At 34.2% G+C, this 22,998-nt stretch carries 18 protein-coding genes; all 18 read left to right on the top strand.

Annotated features, from left to right (window positions below; genetic code table 11):
- Positions 1–29 precede the first annotated feature (29 nt).
- The 18 genes from V6137_RS13950 to V6137_RS13865 all read left to right on the top strand — a co-directional run bounded on the left by V6137_RS13950 (position 30) and on the right by V6137_RS13865 (position 22,836).
- Positions 30–1,316, top strand: a complete 1,287-nt coding sequence (locus V6137_RS13950) for a glycine/sarcosine/betaine reductase component B subunit (RefSeq protein WP_425448562.1) — start codon at positions 30–32, stop codon at positions 1,314–1,316.
- Positions 1,317–1,369: 53 nt separating this feature from the next.
- A complete protein-coding gene (grdA, locus tag V6137_RS13945; RefSeq protein ID WP_425448561.1) occupies positions 1,370–1,846 on the top strand; it encodes a glycine/sarcosine/betaine reductase complex selenoprotein A in 477 nt (158 codons plus the stop codon).
- Between the two features lie 41 nt (positions 1,847–1,887).
- Entirely contained in the window at positions 1,888–3,198 is a 1,311-nt protein-coding gene (gene grdB / locus V6137_RS13940; RefSeq protein WP_425448560.1) for a glycine reductase complex selenoprotein B, read from the top strand.
- 168 nt (positions 3,199–3,366) lie between these two features.
- Positions 3,367–4,905, top strand: coding sequence for a glycine/sarcosine/betaine reductase complex component C subunit beta (gene grdC / locus V6137_RS13935; protein WP_425448559.1), 1,539 nt, complete (start codon positions 3,367–3,369; stop codon positions 4,903–4,905).
- A gap of 11 nt (positions 4,906–4,916) precedes the next feature.
- Entirely contained in the window at positions 4,917–6,101 is a 1,185-nt protein-coding gene (gene grdD, locus V6137_RS13930) for a glycine/sarcosine/betaine reductase complex component C subunit alpha (protein WP_425448558.1), read from the top strand.
- Between the two features lie 226 nt (positions 6,102–6,327).
- A complete protein-coding gene (locus V6137_RS13925) occupies positions 6,328–7,407 on the top strand; it encodes a BMP family lipoprotein (protein ID WP_425448557.1) in 1,080 nt (359 codons plus the stop codon).
- 113 nt (positions 7,408–7,520) lie between these two features.
- A complete protein-coding gene (locus V6137_RS13920; protein ID WP_425448580.1) occupies positions 7,521–9,029 on the top strand; it encodes an ABC transporter ATP-binding protein in 1,509 nt (502 codons plus the stop codon).
- A complete protein-coding gene (locus V6137_RS13915; RefSeq protein ID WP_425448556.1) occupies positions 9,016–10,188 on the top strand; it encodes an ABC transporter permease in 1,173 nt (390 codons plus the stop codon). The genes V6137_RS13920 and V6137_RS13915 overlap by 14 nt, the downstream gene beginning before the upstream one ends.
- Positions 10,181–11,122 carry an ABC transporter permease gene (locus tag V6137_RS13910; RefSeq protein ID WP_425448579.1) on the top strand — a complete coding sequence of 314 codons (942 nt, stop codon included), beginning with the start codon at positions 10,181–10,183 and terminating at the stop codon, positions 11,120–11,122. The genes V6137_RS13915 and V6137_RS13910 overlap by 8 nt, the downstream gene beginning before the upstream one ends.
- A 169-nt stretch (positions 11,123–11,291) precedes the next feature.
- A complete protein-coding gene (gene rpoN / locus V6137_RS13905; RefSeq protein WP_425448555.1) occupies positions 11,292–12,668 on the top strand; it encodes an RNA polymerase factor sigma-54 in 1,377 nt (458 codons plus the stop codon).
- 259 nt (positions 12,669–12,927) lie between these two features.
- Positions 12,928–13,953, top strand: coding sequence for a sugar-binding transcriptional regulator (locus V6137_RS13900; RefSeq protein WP_425448554.1), 1,026 nt, complete (start codon positions 12,928–12,930; stop codon positions 13,951–13,953).
- 83 nt (positions 13,954–14,036) lie between these two features.
- Positions 14,037–15,050: a type I glyceraldehyde-3-phosphate dehydrogenase gene (gene gap, locus V6137_RS13895; protein ID WP_425448553.1), complete on the top strand. Its 1,014-nt coding sequence runs from the start codon at positions 14,037–14,039 to the stop codon at positions 15,048–15,050.
- A gap of 99 nt (positions 15,051–15,149) precedes the next feature.
- Complete coding sequence (locus V6137_RS13890; RefSeq protein WP_425448552.1) at positions 15,150–16,343, top strand: phosphoglycerate kinase; 1,194 nt, start codon at positions 15,150–15,152, stop codon at positions 16,341–16,343.
- Between the two features lie 262 nt (positions 16,344–16,605).
- Positions 16,606–17,352, top strand: coding sequence for a triose-phosphate isomerase (gene tpiA / locus V6137_RS13885; RefSeq protein ID WP_425448551.1), 747 nt, complete (start codon positions 16,606–16,608; stop codon positions 17,350–17,352).
- Positions 17,353–17,366: 14 nt separating this feature from the next.
- Positions 17,367–18,902, top strand: a complete 1,536-nt coding sequence (gene gpmI, locus V6137_RS13880) for a 2,3-bisphosphoglycerate-independent phosphoglycerate mutase (protein ID WP_425448550.1) — start codon at positions 17,367–17,369, stop codon at positions 18,900–18,902.
- Positions 18,903–18,922: 20 nt separating this feature from the next.
- Positions 18,923–20,212, top strand: coding sequence for a phosphopyruvate hydratase (eno, locus tag V6137_RS13875; RefSeq protein ID WP_425448549.1), 1,290 nt, complete (start codon positions 18,923–18,925; stop codon positions 20,210–20,212).
- A gap of 330 nt (positions 20,213–20,542) precedes the next feature.
- Complete coding sequence (gene secG, locus V6137_RS13870; protein ID WP_425448548.1) at positions 20,543–20,773, top strand: preprotein translocase subunit SecG; 231 nt, start codon at positions 20,543–20,545, stop codon at positions 20,771–20,773.
- Positions 20,774–20,805: 32 nt separating this feature from the next.
- Positions 20,806–22,836 (top strand): sodium-translocating pyrophosphatase, encoded by a 2,031-nt coding sequence (locus tag V6137_RS13865; RefSeq protein ID WP_425448547.1) that lies wholly within the window; start codon positions 20,806–20,808, stop codon positions 22,834–22,836.
- The last annotated feature ends 162 nt before the right edge of the window (positions 22,837–22,998 follow it).

The raw sequence follows: 22,998 nt of genomic DNA, 5'->3' as shown, positions 1-22,998 counted from the left end.
AGTGGAAATACTAAGAGGAGGTGAACTCTATGCGTCTAGAATTAGGAAATATTCTAATTAAGGATGTTCAATTTGGTGAAGAAACTAAAGTTGAAAATGGCACTCTATATGTAAATAAAGAAGAAATCATCAAGATGGTAAGTGAAGATGAAAACTTAAAGAGTGTAGATGTTGATTTAGCAAGACCAGGTGAAAGTGTAAGAATTACTCCTGTTAAGGATGTAATTGAGCCTAGAGTTAAAGTAGATGGACCAGGAGGAATATTCCCTGGAGTACTATCAAAAGTTGAAACTGTAGGTACAGGTAAAACTAATGTATTAAAAGGCGCTGCAGTAGTTACAACTGGTAAGGTAGTTGGTTTCCAAGAGGGTATAATAGATATGACTGGCCCAGGAGCTGATTACACTCCATTCTCAAAGCTTAATAATGTTGTATTGATTTGTGAGCCTAAAGATGGCTTAAAGCAACCTGAGCATGAAAAAGCATTAAGGATGGCAGGATTAAAAATTGCTGCATATTTAGGAGAAGCAGGAAAGGATGTTACACCAGATGAGGTTAAAGAGTATGAATCTTTACCTTTATTAAAGAGTGTAGAGAAATATCCAGAGCTTCCTAAGGTTGCATATGTTCAAATGCTTCAAAGTCAAGGATTAATGCATGACACATATGTATATGGAGTAGATGCAAAGCAAACACTATCTACTTTAATTAATCCAACTGAAATTATGGATGGAGCAATAATAAGTGGTAACTGTGTTTCTGCTTGTGACAAGAACACAACATATCATCACTTAAATAATCCAATAATCCATGACTTATTTGAACAACATGGTAAGGAAATCAACTTCGTTGGTATGATTATTACTAATGAAAATGTTTACCTTGCTGACAAAGAAAGATCATCAAACTGGGCTGCTAAATTAGCAGAATATCTTGGTGTTGATGGAGTTGTTATTTCACAGGAAGGTTTCGGTAACCCAGATACTGACCTTATTATGAACTGTGTAAAAATAGAGAAAAAAGACATTAAAACTGTAATAGTTACTGATGAGTATGCTGGTAGAGATGGTGCATCTCAATCATTAGCAGATGCTGACCCACTGGCAAATGCAGTTGTTACAGGTGGTAATGCCAACGAAGTTATCAAATTACCTGCATTAGATAGAGTAATTGGATATACTGAACCAGTTAACAGTATTGCTGGTGGTTTCGATGGCAGTCTTAGTGAAGATGGTTCAATAGTAGTTGAACTTCAGGCTATAACTGGAGCTACTAATGAGCTTGGATTTAACAAGTTAACTGCAAAAGGATATTAATATCTAATTGCATATAAAATAAAAAAATATAAAATGTGAAAGGAAGTGTGATGATGGGACGTTATGATGGCAAGAAAGTTATCATTATAGGCGATAGAGATGGAATACCAGGTCCAGCTATGGAAGAATGCCTAAAGTCAACAGACGCAGAAGTTGTTTTCTCATCAACTGAGTGTTTTGTCTGAACGGCTGCAGGAGCGATGGACTTAGAAAATCAACAAAGGGTTAAAGATTTAACTGATAAGCATGGTGCTGAAAATATAGTTGTTGTATTAGGTGCTGCAGAAGGTGAAGCAGCAGGATTAGCAGCTGAAACAGTTACAGCAGGTGACCCTACGTTTGCAGGTCCATTAGCAGGAGTCCAGTTAGGACTTAGAGTTTATCACGCAGTAGAGCCAGAATTCAAAGATGAAGTAGATGCTGACGTTTACGATGAGCAAATAGGTATGATGGAAATGGTTCTTGATGTAGATGAAATCATAGAAGAAATGACTGATATAAGAGAAGAGTTCTGTAAATTTAACGACTAATAAAAAAATTAAACCCGAAAACTGAGAGAGGGGGGAAACTAATGAGTAAAATAAAAGTTGTTCATTATATAAACCAATTCTTCGCTGGAATAGGTGGAGAAGAAAAAGCTGATTATAAACCAGAAGTAAGAGAAGGCGTTGTTGGACCAGGTATGGAATTTAACAAAAGGTTCAAAGACGAGGCTGAAATAGTAGCTACAGTAATCTGTGGTGACTCTTACTTCAATGAAAACTTAGAAGAAGCTACAGCTGAAGTTATAGAAATGGTTAAAAAATACAATCCTGATATATTTATAGCAGGACCAGCATTCAACGCAGGTAGATACGGTGTTGCTTGTGGATCTATAACTGATGCAGTTCAAAAAGAATTAGGTATCCCAGTACTAACTGGTATGTATGAAGAAAACCCTGGTGCTGATATGTTTAAGAAGAGTGTATATGTTGTTTCAACTAAAAATAGTGCAGCTGGTATGAGAAAGGCTGTTAAATCTATGGCTCCATTAGCACTTAAATTAGCTAAAGGTGAAGAGTTAGGATCACCTGAAGAAGAAGGGTACTTTGCAAGAGGTGTTAGAAAGAATTATTTCGCTGAAAAAAGAGGTTCTGCTAGAGCGGTTGATATGCTGGTTAAGAAGCTTAAAGGCGAAGATTTTACTACAGAATTCCCAATGCCTGATTTTGATAATGTAGATCCTAACCCAGCGGTTAAGGACTTATCAAAGGCAAAAGTAGCATTAGTTACTTCTGGAGGTATTGTTCCTAAAGGAAATCCAGATCACATTGAATCATCAAGTGCTTCAAAATATGGTAAGTATGATATTGATGGAATGATGGATTTAACTGAAGAAACTCATGAAACTGCCCACGGTGGATATGATCCAATATATGCTAACGAAGACTCAGATAGAGTTCTTCCAGTGGACGTTCTAAGAGACTTTGAAAAAGAGGGTAGAATAGGAGAACTTCACAGATACTTCTATACTACAACAGGTAACGGTACTGCCGTTGCAAGTTCTAAAGCATTTGCTGAAGAATTTGCTAAAGAGTTAGTTGAAGACGGTGTTGACGCAGTTATACTAACTTCTACCTGAGGTACTTGTACACGTTGCGGTGCAACGATGGTAAAAGAAATTGAACGTGCAGGTATACCTGTAGTTCATATGTGTACAGTAGTGCCTATATCATTAACAGTAGGTGCAAATAGAATAGTTCCAACTATTGCTATTCCTCACCCACTGGGAAATCCAAGTCTTGATAAAGACGAAGAGAAACAATTAAGAAGAGGGTTAGTTGCAAAAGCTTTAACTGCTCTTGAAACTGAAGTAGATGGTCAGGTAGTATTTGAAGACTAATCTATAGCCAGCTGCATTTCGCAGCTGGCAGCTATAATGATTAATAATGGGTGGTGGAGATACATCACCCATTATTAGTAAATGGCTGCGAGTTGCGAAATGCAACTACTTAGTAAAGGCTATTCTAATTTATATATAGTTTTTTAAATTTTTTGGAGGTGAAATAATATGACATTTCCTGTTGTCAAAGGTTCTGGTTATGTGCTAGTACATACTCCAGATATGATTTTACACAATGGTACAACTCAGACATCAGAAAAAATAGTTAATCCAGATTCAGATTATCTTAAAAAGGTTCCAGAGCATCTTCGTAGCTTTGAAGATGTAGTGTCATATCCAGCAAATCAAACTTACATTGGTAACATGACACCAGAACAATTAAGTGGGTACAAAATGCCTTGGTACGATAAAAAAGTAGAAGGCGCTGATAGATTCGGTAAATATGGTGAAATCATGCCACAAGACGAATTTATTGGACTATTAAAAATAGTTGACGTATTTGATTTAGTTAAGCTTAATAAAGAGTTTACTTCTATGGTTAAAGAAAAATTAGAAAATCATCCCCTTATTAGTGACGAAATGGTTGCTAAGTTAAAAGATGGAGATGAAATGGATGAAATAAAGAAAGCAATTGATGAGTTACATGCAGAACCTATATACAATGAAAATGAGTTAATTGGTTGTGTTAAAAGAGCTCACGAAATAGATATAAACTTAAATGCCCATACAATTTACGAAAACTTAGTTGTTAAGGCATCAGGTGCTCTTGCATTTTTAAACCTTCTAAATAAAAATGATATAGATCCAGAAACTGTTGACTATGTTATTGAGTGTTCAGAAGAAGCATGTGGAGATATGAACCAAAGAGGTGGAGGAAACTTCGCTAAGGCTATTGCAGAAACAGTAGGTTGTGTAAATGCAACTGGTTCAGACACTAGAGGTTTTTGTGCTGCACCAACTCATACATTAATAGAGGCAGCTGCTCTTGTTAAATCAGGAGTATATGATAACGTTGTTATAGTTGCTGGTGGTGCAACAGCTAAATTAGGTATGAATGGTAAGGACCATGTTAAGAAAGACATGCCTATATTAGAAGACACTTTAGGTGGATTTGCTGTTTTAGTAAGCAAGAACGATGGTGTTAACCCAATACTTAGAACAGACTTAGTAGGTCGTCATACAGTGGGTACAGGCTCATCTCCTCAAGCGGTAATAACATCATTAATTACTGCTCCGTTAGATAGAGGAGATTTAAAAATAACTGATATAGATAAATATTCTGTAGAAATGCAAAACCCAGATATAACAAAACCAGCTGGTGCTGGAGATGTTCCTACAGCTAACTACAAAATGATAGGTGCTTTAGGAGTTAAGAGAAAAGATTTAGATAGAAAAGAATTACCTAATTTTGTTAAAGAACACGGTATGCCTGGATGGGCACCAACTCAAGGACATATACCTTCAGGGGTTCCATATATAGGGTTTGCTAGAGATGCTATGTTAGATGACGAAATTAAAAGGGCTATGATTGTTGGTAAAGGAAGTCTTTTCCTTGGACGTATGACCAACTTATTTGATGGTGTATCAATAGTTATTGAAAAGAATGATGGAAAAATGGACGACGGAAAAGGCGTTTCTGAAGAAGAAGTTAAATCATTAGTTGGAGAAGCTATGAAAGAATTTGCGTCACATCTACTGAATGATTAGAGGTGATATTAATGTCAAATGAAAATGTAAAAAAGATGATAGGAAAAGTTTTTAATGATGTAGCAGATGCTATAGAAACTGGAAACTTTGGTGGAAAGGTTAGAGTAGGTATAACTACTTTAGGTAGTGAACACGGAGTAGAGAATATAGTGAAAGGTGCAGAATTAGCACAAAAAAGAAATTCTTCTATTGAAGTGGTTCTAATCGGACCTAAAGTTGATACAAACCTTCAGATAGCAGAAGCAAATTCAGAGGAAGAACAACATAAGAAAATGGAAGAACTTTTAGACAGTGGAGATATAAAAAGCGCTGTAACTATGCATTATAATTTCCCAATAGGAGTTTCTACTGTGGGAAGAGTTGTTACTCCAGGCCATGGTAAAGAGATGTTTATAGCTACAACCACAGGAACTTCATCTGCCCATAGAGTCGAAGGTATGGTTAAGAACGGTATATATGGAATTATAAGTGCCAAGGCTATGGGTGTAGAGAACCCTACTGTGGGGATTTTAAATGTAGATGGAGCAAGACAGGTTGAAAGATCTCTAAAGGAACTTTGTAGTAATGGATATGATGTAAACTTTGCTGAGTCAATGAGAGCAGATGGTGGTTCTGTTATGAGGGGAAATGACCTATTAACAGGAACTCCTGATGTTATGATTACAGATAGTTTAACAGGAAATCTACTTATGAAGATATTCTCTTCTTATACGACTGGCGGAAGCTATGAAGCAATGGGATATGGTTATGGTCCAGGCATTGGAGAAGATTATGATAGAACTATACTTATTTTATCTAGAGCTTCAGGGGTACCAGTTGTAGCCAATGCTATTTCTTACGCAGCAGAATTAGCCAAAAATAATGTATCACAAGTTGCTAAATCTGAATTTGATAAGGCTAATAAAGCTAAATTAAAGGATATATTAAAGGGACTAAAAAAAGATAATAAGAAATCATCAGATGACGATGAAGAAGTAGAGGCACCACCGAAGGAAGTGGTTACCGGATCAGTTTCAGGTATAGACATCATGGACTTAGAAGATGCTGTTAAAGTACTTTGGAAAAATGGTATCTATGCTGAAAGTGGTATGGGTTGTACTGGCCCAGTTGTTATGGTTAATGAAGAAAAACTTGACAAAGCCATGGATGTACTAAGTAAAGAAGGATATGTAACCAAAGAATCGGATCCTTGTTAGTAAAAAACTCCAGAGTCTCTCTGGAGTTTTTTTAACGAAAAATGTTTAATAAATATTTTTTTAGATAATAATAATATTGTTATAACAATATTATTATAGTAATAGATAGTTAAAAGTAATAAATTTTTTATAAAATAAAAAGGATTTTAAAAAAAAATGTAGAATTGTTATTATTCGCGGGTAAATACTACACGTGAAGGTTATTTAAAATTTAAGGAGGGTTTATATGTTTAAAAAAGGTTTAGCATTATTATTATCAATTATGTTAGTGGCAACATTAGCAGTAGGTTGTGGAACAGATACTGATAATGGTGGTAACACTAACGATGGTGACAAGACTGAGAATGGTGGAGATGCAACAGGTAATGGTGAAGAGAAGATAAGTGTAGCAATGGTTACTGATATTGGTGGAGTAAATGATCAATCCTTTAACCAATCAGCTTGGGAAGGACTACAAAAAGCTGAAAAAGAATTAGGTATAAAAGCAGGATATCAAGAGTCTCAACAGGAAACAGATTATAAATCTAACTTAGAGCAATTGTTAGATGCTAACAATGACTTAATTTGGGGTATAGGATATAAATTAGCTCCAGAAATGAAAAAGGCAGCATTAAATAATCCAGATCAAGACTATGCAATAATAGACTTTTCATATGGAGAAGAAACTCCAGAAAACGTTTTAGGTGTTGTGTTTAAAGCTGAGCAGGGTTCTTTCCTAGTTGGTTACATAGCAGGTAAGATGACTGAAACTAATAAGGTTGGCTTTGTTGGAGGTATGAAAGGTGAAGTAATCGATGGATTTGATTATGGATTCCATGCTGGTGTAAAATATGCAAATCCTGATGCAGAAGTATTAAGACAATATGCTGAATCCTTTGGTGATGCAGCTAAAGGTAAAGCTATAGCTAAGCAAATGTATACTAAAGGTGCCGACATAGTATTCCATGCAGCTGGTGGTACTGGTAATGGGGTTATAGAAGCTGCTAAAGAAGAAGGTAAATGGGCTATAGGTGTTGATAGAGATCAAAATTACTTAGCTCCAGAAAATGTTTTAACTTCAGCTATGAAGCGTGTTGATGTTGCTATATATGCAGTTACAGAAGACTATCAAAACAATGAATTTAAAGGTGGAGAAACTGTAGTTTATGGTTTAGCTGAAGATGCAGTAGGTATAGCTCCAACATCCGATGAAGATGTACCTCAAGAGATACTTGATGAAGTAGAAGAAGTTAAACAAAAGATTATAGATGGAGATATAGTGGTTCCTTACAATGAAGATACTTATAAGGAATTTAGTGCAGAATAAATTGAAAATGAACAATATATCTACAGCTCGGACATCGGTCTGAGCTGTTTGGATATAGGGAAGAGGAGGTAAATCCATTGAATAATATAGATTTTAATCATAAAGCAGTCGAAATGAAAAATGTTACCAAAAAATTTGGTGATTTTACTGCTAATGATAATATAAATCTTACTGTTCATAAGGGGGAAGTCCATGCTCTATTAGGGGAAAACGGAGCGGGAAAAACTACACTTATGAATGTATTATATGGACTTTATAAACCTACCAATGGTGAAGTTTATATAAATGGAAAAAAAGTAAATTTATTTGATCCCAATGTAGCAATTAAAAGGGGTATAGGTATGGTTCATCAACACTTTATGTTAGTTGAACCCTTTACAGTTGCTGAAAATATAATTTTAGGAATGGAAACAACATCGGGACTTGGAAAACTTGATATGAAAAAAGCTATCAAAGAAGTAGAAGAACTTTCTAAACGATATGGATTACACGTTGATCCCAATGAAAAAATAGAAAATATAACTGTAGGTATGCAACAAAGGGTTGAAATATTAAAGACCTTATATAGAGGAGCAGATATACTTATACTAGATGAGCCTACAGCCGTATTAACACCCCAAGAGATAGAGGATTTAATTAAAATTATAAGAAACCTAACAAAAGAAGGAAAATCTATAATAATAATAACCCATAAATTAAAAGAAATAAAACAGGTGGCAGATTACTGTACAATTATAAGAAGGGGTAAACATATAGACACAGTAGATGTTAGTGAAACTGATGAAGATGAACTGGCATCAAAAATGGTTGGTAGAGAAGTTAGTTTTAAAGTTGAAAAAGAAGATAGAACAGCTGGTAAAGTTGTTTTAGAAATAGATAATTTAGTAGTGGAAGATAATCGAGGGATTGAAGCAGTAGAAGGACTATCCTTACAAGTAAGGGCTGGAGAAATAGTCGGGTTAGCAGGTGTTGACGGTAATGGTCAAAGTGAATTAATAGAGGGGCTTACTGGTCTTAGAAAAGTTAAGTCAGGTAATGTAAAGATAAATGGTGAAGATATAACTAATAAGTCACCTAAGGAGATAATAGATAGTAATATATCTACTATACCAGAAGATAGACAAAAGAGGGGATTAGTACTTGATTATACCGTATCTGAAAATATGGTATTAGAGAATTACTATAAAGCTCCCTTTGCTAAAAGGGGTATATTAAATCATGAAAAAATCAATGAATTTGCTAGAGATCTAATTAAGAAGTTTGATATAAGACCTGAAAATGAGAAAATACAGGCTAAATCTTTATCTGGAGGTAATCAGCAAAAGGTTATTATAGCTAGGGAAGTTACAAATGACCCGGATCTACTTATTGCAGCTCAACCCACTAGAGGTTTAGACGTGGGAGCTATAGAATATGTCCATAAATCATTGGTAGACCAAAGAAATAAAAATAAAGGTGTTTTATTAGTATCATTAGAATTAGATGAAGTAATAAATGTATCCGACAGAATTGCTGTAATATATGAAGGTAAGATTGTAGGAATAGTAGATGCTAAAGATGCCGATGAAAATAAATTGGGACTTATGATGGCAGGAGGAGGTGTTGATAATGAAGGACAATAAAACACCCATTAAAGGAAGAATAATAAATACATTTAAAGGAACTTTGGGATTTACATTAATATCTATAGTATTTGGATTAATAGTAGGGGCAATTGCTTTAAAGATTGCGGGATTTAGTCCTATAGAGGCATATAAAGTAATTTTTGACGGAGTATTTGGACGACCCAAATATATATCATATACAATTGTATATGCAACACCTCTTATAATAACTGGACTTTCGGTATCATTTGCATTTAGAACGGGATTATTTAATATTGGTGCAGAGGGACAGTTTATAGTTGGATCTTTAGTTGCTGCAGCTGTGGGATTATTTTGGGATTTGCCTATAGTTTTACATGCTATTGTAGCAATATTACTAGGAGCCTTAGCTGCAGGTCTTTGGGGAGCTATAGCAGGATACTTAAAATCTAGATTTGGAGTTCATGAGGTTATAGCTACAATCATGCTTAACTGGATAGCTCTTTATTTAAATAACTATTTCATTATGTTTGAAGGATTTAAAAGACCCCAAGGTGAAACTACTATGGATATACAACAAAGTGCTAGTATAGGTATATTGGAAAAATGGAAATACTCGAAAGCCGGAAGAGAATGGCTTAAGGATAGCCCTATCTTAAGGGATATATTTGGTTCTCCAGTAAATCTAGGTATAATAATAGCTATAATATTGGCAGTTATTGTATGGTATATTTTAAAGAAAACTACTTTAGGCTATGAATTAAGGGCTGTTGGATTTAATAAATATGCCGCCGAATATGGTGGAATCAATGTTAAGAAAAGTATGGTAACATCTATGTTCATAGCAGGTGCCCTTTCAGGGATAGCAGGTACTATTCAGGTACTTGGGGTTAATAAACACGTATCGGTGCTTGCCGCTATGGAGGGCTATGGATTTGATGGTATAGGGGTTGCTTTAATAGGTGGTAATACCGCAATAGGTTCAGTGCTAGGTGCATTATTGTTTGGAGGACTTAAGTATGGTGGTTCAAAACTAAATTATGCTTTAAGAGCCCCATCTGAGATAGTCAGTATAGTTATAGGTACAATTGTGTTTTTTGTAGCTATACCTAAGTTTATAAAATGGATTGGAAAGCCTTTAAACAATATAACTAAGTACTCCCGTAGGAAACGAGGTGAAGAAAATGGAAATGAATGAGATAATTCAAAATATAGCATTAATATTAAGTAGTACTTTAATGTATTCAACCCCGTTAATCTATACAGCTTTAGGTGGTGTAATGTCTGAAAATTCAGGGGTTATTAATATAGGTCTTGAAGGTATGATGACAATAGGTGCCTTTATAGGAGCTACTGTAGGATATTTTGCCCATAATGCATGGTTGGGGTTATTGGCAGCGGCTATAGTGGGAGGACTTATGGGCCTGATACATGCTATAGCTTCAATTTCCTTTGGAGCTGATCAGGTTGTTTCAGGTATAGCCATAAACTTTTTAGGCCCTGGATTAGCATTATTCTTATCTGGGATATTATTTGATGGTGCTAAGCAAACAAAACCATTATCCCTTGGAGATAAAATACCAAGACCGCTAAATGGGGTATTTCCCGATAACTCTTTTTTTGATATAGTTTTAAATAGGTATGCAACAGTATATATTGCATTTATTTTAGTTTTTGTAGTATGGTATGTACTTTATAAAACTAAACTAGGACTTAGAATAAGAGCGGTAGGAGAGCATCCAAAGGCGGCGGATACTTTAGGTGTTAATGTATATGCTGTAAGATATTTTTCAGTAATAATGTCTGGTGTTTTAGCAGGTATAGGAGGAGCTTCAATGAGTCTTGCTATAGTTTCTAATTTCAGACCAACCCTTGTTTCGGGACATGGTTTTATTGCCCTTGCAGCCATGATTTTCGGTAAATGGAAGCCTCAAGGGGCGATGTGGGCTTGTTTATTATTTGGAGCCGCCCAAGGTTTAACAATATTTATTGGTGGTACTACACTAGAAGTTTCAGAGTCAATATTATCAATGTTACCATATGTGTTGACTATCATTATATTAATTGGATTTGTTGGAAGGGCAAATGCTCCGTCAGCGAGTGGTCAACCATATGAAAAAGGTGGAAAATAATTAAAAGTGACTTTGTCTGACTTTGAAGTATCGACAAAGGAAACAAAAATATTTTAAGGGCAAATTAAAAGCGACTATAGGTCGCTTTTTTTATTGGTTATTTTTTGGTATAATAGTAGTAGTTAAAACATAAGTTTTAACAACAAAGCCATTAGTGGGAGTGGATACAATGAAGTTAGGTTTCGATTTAAACCTACAACAAGTTCAAAAACTAGTGATGACTCCTGAACTTAGACAAGCGATACAAATGCTTCAATTTAACAGTCAAGAGTTAAAACAATGTATTGAATTAGAGATGGAAAAAAATCCAGTATTAGAACTTGAAAATGATATAGATAATGAAGATATAGAAAAAGCCAAGGAAGAGGAATACGACTTTGAACTGGATGATCTATTAAATAGATATGATAATACCAGCTATAAAAATATTCAGTTTGAGAAAAAAGAACATTCTAACTATGAAGACTATACATCGGAAGAAATGTCCCTTAAAGATTATTTATTATTTCAAATAAATTTAACTTTTTTTAATAAGGAAGACAAGGATATTTCCCAATTTATAATTGAAAGTATAGATAATAATGGTTATCTAAATGCGTCTATAGATGAGATTGCTAATGAAATGAATACAGAGCATAAAAAAGTAAAAAATATAGTTGAAATAATTCAAACCTTTGAACCCAGTGGAGTCGGTGCTAGGGACTTAAAAGAGTGTTTGAAGATACAATTAAAAAGAAAAAAAATAGATGATCCAAATGTATATAAAGTTGTAGAAGAGCATTTAGAGTATATAGGAACAAATAGTATAACTAAGTTAGCAAAACAGTTGAAAATTTCCACTAAAGAAGTACAAAATATATGTGATTTAATAAAGACTTTAGAACCAAAGCCAGGTAGAGGTTTTTCCAATGAAGTAGAAGAGATAAAATTTATAACTCCAGATATAATTCTCCATGAGGTTGATGATGAATATATTATTGTCTTAAATGATAATGCAATACCAAGGCTTAATATAAGTAAATATTATAATAATTTATTAAAGACTACAGATGAAGAAAAAATATCTGAATATCTTAAAAATAAACTTAATTCTGCCCTATGGATTATAAAGAGTATAGAACAGAGACGAATGACTATATATAATGTAACTAAATCGATTATAAAGTTTCAATATGATTTTTTCAAGAAGGGGAAAAGGTTTCTAAAACCATTAACCTTAAAGGATATTGCAGAAGACATAGAAGTCCATGAATCAACTGTTAGTCGTGCAACTACGGGAAAGTATATTCAAACTCCTAGGGGAATATTTGAACTGAAGTTTTTCTTTTCAAGTGGAATATCTAAGTCAGAGGGAGCTATAGCATCTACTGGTATTAAAACTATGATAGAGGAGTTAATAACAACGGAAGATTCAAAAAAACCCTTAAGCGATCAAAAAATTGCCAATATATTAAAAGAAAAGAACATTCAAATTTCAAGAAGAACTGTAGCCAAATATAGGGATGAACTAAATATACCATCATCCTCTAAAAGAAGAAGGTTCTAATTTAAATTTATTATTATGAAGCTATTGGGGGATACGTAGTCCCCCAATTAACTTTCATGAAAATTGAAATTATTTCCTTGAAAAATTATATAGTATCCTTTATAATTAAAGAGAAGGCAAATTTTTTTTATTGTGGTGGGACTCAAAACAACACACGGGACAAAAGATGTCCCTAGAATACATAATTAATATATAGAAAATAATAAACATATAGAGTCTTAAATAAGTAAAACAAGGTGTAGATTAAGGGGAGTTTATTATGGAAAAAATTATTAAATTACAGAGAAAAATTGCACCTGAAGTAGTAGATATAACCATTAAAAGATATAATATTTTAAGAAATATACTTTATAACCAACCTATAGGAAGAAGAACCCTTGCTAATAATTTAAATTTAGGGGAAAGGGTTATTAGGACTGAAGTTAACATTTTAAAAAAGCAGAAATTATTAGAAGTAAAATCTATGGGTATGAATATAACTGAAGAGGGAAAGGTTATAATAAAAGAACTTAATGATTTTATACATTCCCTAAAAGGATTAACGGGTTTAGAAAGGGAGTTGGAAAGGAAATTACATATTAAAAAAGTAATAGTTGTTCCTGGGGATTCTGATAAAGAAGGGATAACAATAAATGATGTTGGAAAAAGAACATCTTTATATATAAAAAATATATTAAATGATAATAATATAATAGGGGTCACTGGAGGAAGTACAATGGCAGCAGTGGCTAATGAAATGGACTATGGAAACTCTAAAAAGGATATTTTAGTTTTACCTGCTAGGGGAGGATTAGGAATCAATCTTAAAACGCAATCCAATAATATAGCAGCCACATTAGCTGAAAAATTAGGAGGCAAATACAAATTACTTCATATGCCCGATAATATTGGTAAAGAAGCATTAAAGACATTGCAGTTGATTCCAGAAATAAGAGAGCTATTACAAAAAATAAAGGAAATAGATATTTTAGTCTATGGTATAGGCAGATCAGATGATATGGCCGAAAGGAGAAATTTAGCTGAAGATATCATTGATAACCTCAACAAAAACGGAGCAGTGGCTGAGGCTTTTGGATATTACTTTGATAGAAATGGAAATAAAATTTTTGAGTCTAATACAGTGGGGTTATCATTAGAAAATTTTAAAAAAATAGAAAATGTTATAGGTGTTGCTTGTGGTAAAAGAAAAGCAGAAGCTATAATATCTATTTGCTCTCTAAGGGAAGGTATGACTCTGATAACCGACGAAGGTGCAGGTAAAGAAATAATAAAACTTTTAAAATAATGTTTAATATTAAAAATTGATTAATAAATTTGTCTTGGGACAAATTATTATATACATAAATTAAATTTAGAGGAGGAGTTTTAATGACTATGAAAGTTGCTATTAATGGTTTTGGAAGAATTGGAAGAAATGTATTGAGGATTGCCATGGAAAACAATGTAAATGAGTTTGATGTTGTCGCAGTAAACAATCCAGGAAATATTGAAGATTTAGCTCATTTATTTAAGTATGATTCATGCTTTGGAAAATTTAATGGTACTGTTAAAGTAGATGGAGACTATTTAGTTATTAATGATAAAAAAATAAAAGTACTGGGAGAAAGGGAACCGGAAAAACTTCCTTGGAAAGATATGGGGGTAGAATTAGTAGTTGAATCAACTGGTATATTTAGAGATAGGGAAGGAGCTTCTAAACATCTTACAGCTGGAGCTAAAAAAGTATTAATAAGTGCACCTGCAAAGGGAGAAGATGTTACAGTAGTTATGGGGGTAAATGAAAAGGATTATGACCCAGCTAATCACCAAATAATATCAAATGCATCATGTACAACTAACTGTTTAGCTCCATTTGCTAAGGTTATATTAGACAACTTTGGTATTGAAAGAGGCCTTATGACAACAGTACACTCATATACAAATGATCAAAGAATCTTAGATGGTACCCATAAAAAAGATTTAAGAAGAGCTAGAGCAGCTGCAGAGTCAATCATACCAACTACTACTGGAGCAGCCAAAGCAGTTGCATTAGTTATACCTGAGCTTAAAGGTAAGCTAAATGGTATGGCAATGAGGGTTCCAACACCTACAGTATCTGTAGTAGATGCAACATTTGAACTTGAAAAGGAAGCTACTGCTGATGAGATAAATAAAGTGTTTAAAGATGCAGCAGAGGGTGAATTAAAAGGAGTATTAGGCTATTCAGAAGAACCATTAGTGTCTATAGATTATAAAGGTGACCCTCGTTCTTCTATAGTTGATGGATTATCTACTATGGTGACAGGAAAAATGGTTAAAATAGTTTCATGGTATGATAATGAGTGGGGGTATTCTGCTAGGGTTGTGGACTTAGCTAAATATATAGCAAGCAAAGGTATATAATACTATTTTTTATGACCGGTTTAGTGATATCACTAAACCGGCTTTTGAGCTTTTACTAATATTATGTTTTATGATAATAAATAGATGGAGGTAATAATATTGCTTAATAAGAAAACCATAGAAGATATTAAAATAGATGGTAAAAAGGTTTTAGTAAGGTGTGACTTTAATGTTCCCATGGATGACGCAGGAAATATTACAGATGATAGAAGAATACAAAGTGCCTTACCTACTATAGAGTACATAATAAAAAATAATGGTAAAGTTATACTTATGTCCCACTTAGGTAGACCTAAGGGAGAAGCAAAAAAAGAATTTAGTCTTGAGCCTGTGGCTAAGAGATTAGCTAACTTATTAAATAGAGAAGTTATTTTTGTAGACAATGATAATGTAACAGGTGAAGATGCAAATAAAGCGGTTGATGATATGGAAAAAGGAGAAGTTGTATTATTACAAAATACAAGATTTAGAAAAGGTGAAAAGAAAAATGCTAAAGAATTTGCTAAGGAATTAGCAGAACTAGCAGATGTATTTGTTAATGATGCCTTTGGTACTGCCCATAGAGCCCATGCTTCAAATGTTGGAGTAGCTGAATTTTTACCCTCAGCAATTGGATATTTAATAAAGAAAGAGATAGATGTAATGGGAAAGGCGATGTCAAATCCAGAAAGACCATTTATGGCCATATTAGGAGGAGCTAAAGTATCAGATAAAATAGATGTAATTGAGAATTTAATAGAAAAGGTTGATACACTATTGATTGGTGGAGGAATGATGTTTACATTTCTTAAAGCTAAGGGTTACGAAATAGGGAATTCACTAATAGAAGATGATAAAGTAAATTTAGCAAAAGAGCTTATAGATAAAGCAAATAAAAAAGGAGTTGAACTATTATTACCAACGGATGTTGTAGTGGCAAAAGAGTTTAAAAATGATACAGAATATAAAACCGTTTCTATTGATAACATACCGAAAGATATGATGGGATTAGATATAGGTAAAAAAACATCGGATGCTTTTGGCGATGAAATATTAAAGGGTAAAACTATAATTTGGAATGGGCCCATGGGTGTATTTGAAATGGAGAACTTTGCAAAGGGAACTGAAAGTGTGGCTAAATCAATGGCAAAATCTGAAGGGACCACTATTATAGGTGGAGGCGATAGTGCATCAGCCGTAGATAAAGTAGGGCTAAGTGATAAGATGACCCATATATCCACGGGAGGAGGAGCTTCTTTAGAGTTCTTTGAAGGTAAGGTATTACCGGGAATTGATGCCATAGATAATAAATAATTTTATATCAGAGTACCGACAAAGTTATAAAAAATGTCCGTCAGTCCTCGGATTTGGAAAATATAAAGAAACGGTCGAAAATAGAATTCCAAACTCACTACGTTCAAACAGTGGAATTCTAAACAATTTTCTCTCTTATTCTATATTTTCACAAATCCTGCGGGATAACTCCCATTTTTTATAACTTTGTCTAACAGTATTTGTTAATAGAGCATATATACTTTGAGATTATTTAAATATTACATTTAAGGAGGGTATGAAAATGAGAATACCAATAATAGCTGGAAATTGGAAAATGAATAAGACCATAAAAGAAGGGGTAGAATTAGTAAATAAGATTAAAGATATAACGAATGATACAGATGTGGAAGTGGCTGTATGTGTTCCATATATATCATTGAATGAAATAAAGAAGACAATAGGGGATTCAAACTTAAAACTTGGAGCACAAAATATGCACTGGGAAGATAATGGGGCATATACAGGAGAGGTTTCACCTCCTATGTTAAAGGAAATAGGTATTAATTATGTTATAATAGGACATTCAGAAAGAAGACAATATTATAATGAAACTGATGAAACAGTGAATAAAAAGATAAAATCTGCTCTAAAATATGGTATAAATCCTATAGTTTGTGTAGGGGAAACATTGGAACAAAGAGAAACTGGCAAAGCAAAAGAGGTGGTAAAGAAACAAATAGAAAATGCATTTGATGATATATCAAGTGATAATATGAAAAAAATAGTTATAGCCTATGAACCAATATGGGCAATTGGAACAGGAAAGACAGCATCAAGTGAAGAAGCCAATGATATGATTTCCTATGTTAGAGAGATTATTAAGGGAAAATATGGAGAAGAGATTTCTGAAGAAGTTAGATTACAGTATGGAGGTAGTGTTAAGCCCAATAATGTTACAGAAATAATGAATCAAACAGATATAGATGGTGCTCTAGTAGGTGGAGCAAGTTTAAAGGCCGAGGATTTTATAGAACTAGTGAAGTTTTAATAAGGAGAGGTATAATGTCTAAAAATATAGTATCACTGATAGTATTAGATGGGTGGGGAATTGGAAAATTATATGAAGGAAATGCAGTAAGTAAATCCAAGGTTCCCAACTATAATGAAGTATTTCAACAATATCCAAATACTAAGCTTAATGCCAGTGGCTTGTCGGTGGGTTTGCCCTCTGGTCAAATGGGAAATTCTGAAGTTGGACATCTCAATTTAGGTGCAGGAAGGGTAGTATATCAAGAATTAACAAGAATTAATAAAGCTATTGAAAATGAACAGTTTTTTAAAAAGGAAGACTTTATAGAAGCAATAGAAAAAGCTAAGGATAATAATGGGAAACTTCATTTAATGGGCCTATTATCAGATGGTGGAGTCCATAGTCACAACAAGCATCTGTATGCCCTATTAGAATTAGCTAAAAAGAAGGGGTTAGAAGAGGTCTATGTTCACTGCTTCCTAGATGGTAGAGATGTACCACCTAAAAGTGGTGGAAAGTATTTAAATGAATTAGAAGAAAGACTGAAAGGAATAGGTGTAGGTAAGATTGCTACTATCTCAGGTAGGTATTATGCTATGGATAGGGATAAAAGATGGGAAAGAACAAAAAAAGCCTATGATGCAATGACCCTAGGAGAAGGTGTTATAGGTGGTACATCGACTGAGATTATAAATAAGTCTTACAAAGAAGATATCACAGACGAATTTGTTATGCCGTCGGTTATAACTAGTAAAGGAAAACCAGTAGCTACTGTAGATGATAATGATTCAATTATATTTTTTAATTTTAGACCAGATAGGGCTAGGCAAATAACTAGGGCATTGGTTGATAAAGAATTTGATGGATTTGATAGAAATAAAAAAGTAAAAGTATTTTTCGTATGTATGACCCAATATGATAAAACCATAGAAAATGTTAAAGTGGCATATAAACCCCAGAAACATAGTAATACACTGGGGGAATATGTGAGTAGCTTAGGTTTAAAACAACTTAGAATAGCAGAGACAGAAAAATATGCCCATGTTACATTTTTCTTTAATGGGGGAGTTGAAAAGCCTAACGATGGTGAAGATAGGGTTTTAATCCCATCTCCTAAGGTAGCTACATATGATCTTAAGCCCGAAATGAGTGCCTATGAAGTTAAAGATGAAGTTATAAAAAGAATTGAAAGTGAAGAATATGACTTAATGATATTAAACTTTGCTAATCCAGATATGGTTGGGCATACTGGAGATATTAAAGCAGCAATAAAAGCCATAGAGACCGTTGATGAATGCCTTGGAGAAGTTTTAGAAACTATATTAAAGCATAAAGGAAAAGCAATTATTACTGCAGATCATGGTAATGCTGAAGAAATGATCGATGAAGAAACAGGCAAAAAGATTACTGCCCATACAACAAATAAGGTACCTTGTATAGTTGTTGGAGAAGGAAGTGTTAAACTGCGAAGAGATGGAAGTTTATCAGATATAGCTCCAACACTATTAGATATGATGAATGTGAAAAAGCCTAATGAAATGACAGGTGAGTCATTAATAATAAAATAAAAATTTAAGGAGGAAAAGTTATGAGTATAATTACAGATGTATATGCAAGAGAGGTATTAGATTCTAGAGGAAATCCTACAGTTGAGGTTGAAGTTTATACTGAAAGTGGAGCCTATGGTAGAGCCCAAGTTCCATCGGGAGCATCAACAGGAGCCTTTGAAGCAGTTGAGTTAAGGGATAAAGATGAAAACAGATATATGGGAAAAGGGGTTACAAAGGCTGTTGATAATGTAAATGAAATTATAGCACCAGAAATATTAGAGTTTGATGTTAGGGACCAAGTGGGGATAGATATGACTATGATAGAATTAGATGGTACAGATAACAAAGGAAAGCTTGGTGCCAATGCAATTCTTGGAGTATCTATGGCAGTTGCTAAGGCAGCAGCACAGTATGTAGGTCTTGATTTATATCAGTATTTAGGTGGTGTAAATGCTAAAACTTTACCGGTACCAATGATGAATATTTTAAATGGTGGAGAACATGCAGATAATAATGTGGATATTCAAGAATTTATGGTTATGCCTGTAGGAGCAAAAAGTTTTAAAGAAGGATTAAGAATGGGAGCTGAAATATTCCATAATTTAAAGAAAGTATTAAAGGGTAAAGGATATAATACAGCTGTAGGAGATGAAGGGGGATTTGCACCAAACCTATCATCAAATGAAGAGGCCCTTTCTACAATCGTTGAAGCCATAGAAGAGGCTGGATATAAACCGGGAGAAGAAGTTAGATTAGCCCTTGATGTAGCTGCTACGGAATTATATAATAAGGATAGTAAGAAATATATATTAAAAGCAGAGGGTAAAGAATTAACCGCAGAAGAAATGATAGACTTCTATAGTAACTTGGTTGACAAATACCCAATAATTTCAATTGAAGATGGACTAGATGAAGAAGATTGGGATGGATGGAAGCTAATGAATGAAAGATTAGGAAACAAGATTCAAATAGTTGGTGATGACTTATTTGTAACTAATACTAGGAGACTTTCAAAGGGTATAAATGAAGGTGCAGCCAATTCCATTTTAATAAAATTAAACCAAATAGGTACAATAACTGAAACATTAGATGCTATAGAGATGGCTAAAAGGGCAGGATATACTGCAGTTATATCCCATAGATCAGGGGAAACATCAGATACAACTATAGCAGATTTAGTTGTGGCTACCAATTCAGGACAAATTAAAACAGGGGCTCCTTCCCGTACCGATAGAGTTGCTAAATATAATCAATTATTAAGACTTGAAGATATGTTGGGAGCTACGTCTCAATATAAGGGAATAGATGCATTTTATAACCTAAAATAGGTTTTATGGAATAAAACAAATAGGTTTTCAAATAATAAGGGGGGATTCCTCCCTTATTAGTCATTAGAAGGTTATTTATGTATTAATTATTGAGAGATTCTTTCTCTATTAGTTGTTGAGAGGATTGATTCTCAATTGGTTGTGGGGGATTGATTCTCCATTGGTTGTTAAGGGATTCATCCTTCATTGGTTGTTGGGGGATTCGTAATCCCCCAACTTATTACCATAATAAACATCCACTCAATTATAATTATTGAAATATTTATTGCTTTTATAATATGGCTATGTTAAAATATTGATGTTTACTATAAGGGACAGGAGGTGGAAAGAATGAATACATTATTTACTATTTTTATAATTATATCAAGTTTAGTATTGATAGCTAGTATATTATTACAATCAGGTAAAAGTGCTGGATTATCTGGTAGTATTGCCGGTGGTGCTGAGAGTATCTGGGGCAAAAATAAAGGAAGAAGCTATGAAGGTATACTTAGTAAGGTTACAGCTGTTTGTGCTATTTTATTTGTATTATCAGCATTAGTACTTGCAGCACTACAATAAAATAAAAACTGAATACAAAGGAGGATAATACGTTGGAACTAATTTTTATAGCACCAGTAGTAGGTATTTTAGCTTTGTTATTTGCACTTTATAAGAGTTCATTAATTAACAAAGTCGATGTAGGAACAGATAGGATGAAGGAAATTGCATCTCATATTCAGGAAGGGGCCATGGCATTTTTATCAAGGGAATACAAATCACTTGCTATATTTGTAATTGTACTATTTATAATATTAGCCTTTGGCATAGGTATAGAAACTGCTATAGCATTTATAGTTGGAGCACTTTTTTCAGCTTTAGCAGGATTTTTTGGAATGAGAGTAGCTACAAAAGCTAATGTTAGAACTGCAAATGCTGCAAAGAAAAATGGAATGAACAAAGCATTAACAGTTGCTTTTTCAGGTGGAGCAGTTATGGGTATGTCAGTTGTTGGACTAGGATTATTAGGAGTAGGTCTTCTTTACTTTTTCTTTGGTAGAGGTGCCACTGAAGTAGCTCAATTAAGTGAAGCTGCTGAATATATAACTGGTTTTGGACTTGGAGCTTCATCAATTGCGTTATTTGGACGTGTTGGTGGAGGTATATATACAAAGGCTGCCGATGTTGGAGCAGACCTAGTTGGTAAAGTAGAGGCTGGAATTCCAGAGGACGACCCAAGAAACCCAGCGGTTATTGCTGATAACGTTGGAGACAATGTTGGAGATGTTGCTGGTATGGGAGCCGATTTATTTGAATCATATGTTGGTTCAATTATATCTGCTATTACTTTAGGCTTAGTTGCCTATGGAAGTAAAGGTTTTGATATGGGATTAAATGCGGCATTATTTCCGTTATTATTAGCTGCTACTGGTATAATAGCTTCTATAATAGGAACATTCTTTGTTAGAGCAAAGGAAGGATCTAATCCCCAGAAATCTTTAAATATGGGTACTGCAGTTAGTGCCATAGTGACAATAATTGTTGCATTCTTTTTAAGTCGTAGTCTACTAGACTCTTTAGAGCCTTTTGGAGCGATAGTTACAGGATTATTAGTAGGTATAATAGTTGCCAAGCTTACTGAATATTATACATCAGGTGACTATTCACCTGTTAAGTCAATAGCTAGTGAATCAGAAACTGGTTCATCAACAAATATTATTGGTGGCCTTTCAGTTGGAATGAAGTCAACAGCTCTACCAATATTGGTAATAGCTATTGGTATATTAGTAGCTTATAATGTGGCTGATTTATATGGTATAGCTCTTGCAGCAGTTGGTATGCTTGCTACTGCTGGTATGACTGTTGCAGTTGATGCATATGGTCCAATAGCTGACAATGCTGGTGGTATCGCAGAGATGTGCGAACTTCCAAGTGGAGTTAGGGATATAACGGATAAACTTGATGCAGTAGGAAACACTACAGCAGCTATAGGTAAAGGCTTTGCAATAGGTTCAGCAGCCCTTACTTCGTTAGCTCTTTTTGCATCCTATACTAAGGCAGTTGGAGTTAAAAGTATTAATTTAACTGAGCCTACAGTTATAGTTGGACTTTTAGTAGGTGGTATGTTACCATTCCTATTCTCAGCTATTACAATGAAGGCTGTTGGTAAAGCTGCCTTTAGTATGATTGAAGAGGTTAGAAGACAGTTTAAGTCTATACCTGGATTAATGGAAGGGAAAGCAACACCAGAGTATAAAAAGTGTGTTGATATTAGTACCACAGCGGCACTTAAAGAGATGATAATTCCTGGATTATTAGCTGTTGCGGCACCTATTGCAGTGGGTATCCTTTTAGGAACTGAAGCATTAGGTGGTCTACTTGCAGGCGGTTTAGTAACAGGAGTATTAATGGCTATATTTATGGCTAACTCAGGCGGTGCTTGGGATAATGCTAAGAAATATATAGAAGATGGGCATCATGGTGGAAAAGGTAGTGAAGCCCATAAAGCAGCAGTAGTTGGGGACACTGTGGGTGATCCTTTTAAAGATACATCAGGACCATCAATTAACATATTAATAAAGCTTATGACTATAGTATCATTGGTATTTGCACCGTTATTCTTAGAAATAGGTGGAATACTATAGAATAAAAACCCTCTTCTAGAAGAGGGTTTTTATTCTTTTATGTGTGCCCAGCATGGACACAGTCTATAGGGTGAAAGTCCCGAACACCGAAGGTGATATAGGTGCTAGCTGAAGACAAGGGTGTCCACCGTGAGGTGGAATCTGAAGGAAGTCGGCGGCAAA

The organism is Dethiothermospora halolimnae, from assembly GCF_037577855.1.
GTDB lineage: Bacteria > Bacillota > Clostridia > Tissierellales > VENL01 > Dethiothermospora > Dethiothermospora halolimnae.
The sequence above is the reverse complement of the archived record's forward strand: the minus strand, read 5'-3'. Positions and strand labels throughout refer to the sequence as shown.

What these genes read in the sequence shown, in the direction of transcription:
- V6137_RS13950 (WP_425448562.1), top strand. Translation starts at nt 30, where the DNA reads ATGCGTCTAGAATTAGGAAATATTCTAATTAAGGATGTTCAATTTGGT.
- grdC (WP_425448559.1), top strand. Translation starts at nt 3,367, where the DNA reads ATGACATTTCCTGTTGTCAAAGGTTCTGGTTATGTGCTAGTACATACT.
- grdD (WP_425448558.1), top strand. Translation starts at nt 4,917, where the DNA reads ATGTCAAATGAAAATGTAAAAAAGATGATAGGAAAAGTTTTTAATGAT.
- V6137_RS13925 (WP_425448557.1), top strand. Translation starts at nt 6,328, where the DNA reads ATGTTTAAAAAAGGTTTAGCATTATTATTATCAATTATGTTAGTGGCA.
- V6137_RS13920 (WP_425448580.1), top strand. Translation starts at nt 7,521, where the DNA reads ATGAAAAATGTTACCAAAAAATTTGGTGATTTTACTGCTAATGATAAT.
- V6137_RS13915 (WP_425448556.1), top strand. Translation starts at nt 9,016, where the DNA reads ATGAAGGACAATAAAACACCCATTAAAGGAAGAATAATAAATACATTT.
- V6137_RS13910 (WP_425448579.1), top strand. Translation starts at nt 10,181, where the DNA reads ATGAATGAGATAATTCAAAATATAGCATTAATATTAAGTAGTACTTTA.
- rpoN (WP_425448555.1), top strand. Translation starts at nt 11,292, where the DNA reads ATGAAGTTAGGTTTCGATTTAAACCTACAACAAGTTCAAAAACTAGTG.
- V6137_RS13900 (WP_425448554.1), top strand. Translation starts at nt 12,928, where the DNA reads ATGGAAAAAATTATTAAATTACAGAGAAAAATTGCACCTGAAGTAGTA.
- gap (WP_425448553.1), top strand. Translation starts at nt 14,037, where the DNA reads ATGACTATGAAAGTTGCTATTAATGGTTTTGGAAGAATTGGAAGAAAT.
- tpiA (WP_425448551.1), top strand. Translation starts at nt 16,606, where the DNA reads ATGAGAATACCAATAATAGCTGGAAATTGGAAAATGAATAAGACCATA.
- gpmI (WP_425448550.1), top strand. Translation starts at nt 17,367, where the DNA reads ATGTCTAAAAATATAGTATCACTGATAGTATTAGATGGGTGGGGAATT.
- eno (WP_425448549.1), top strand. Translation starts at nt 18,923, where the DNA reads ATGAGTATAATTACAGATGTATATGCAAGAGAGGTATTAGATTCTAGA.
- secG (WP_425448548.1), top strand. Translation starts at nt 20,543, where the DNA reads ATGAATACATTATTTACTATTTTTATAATTATATCAAGTTTAGTATTG.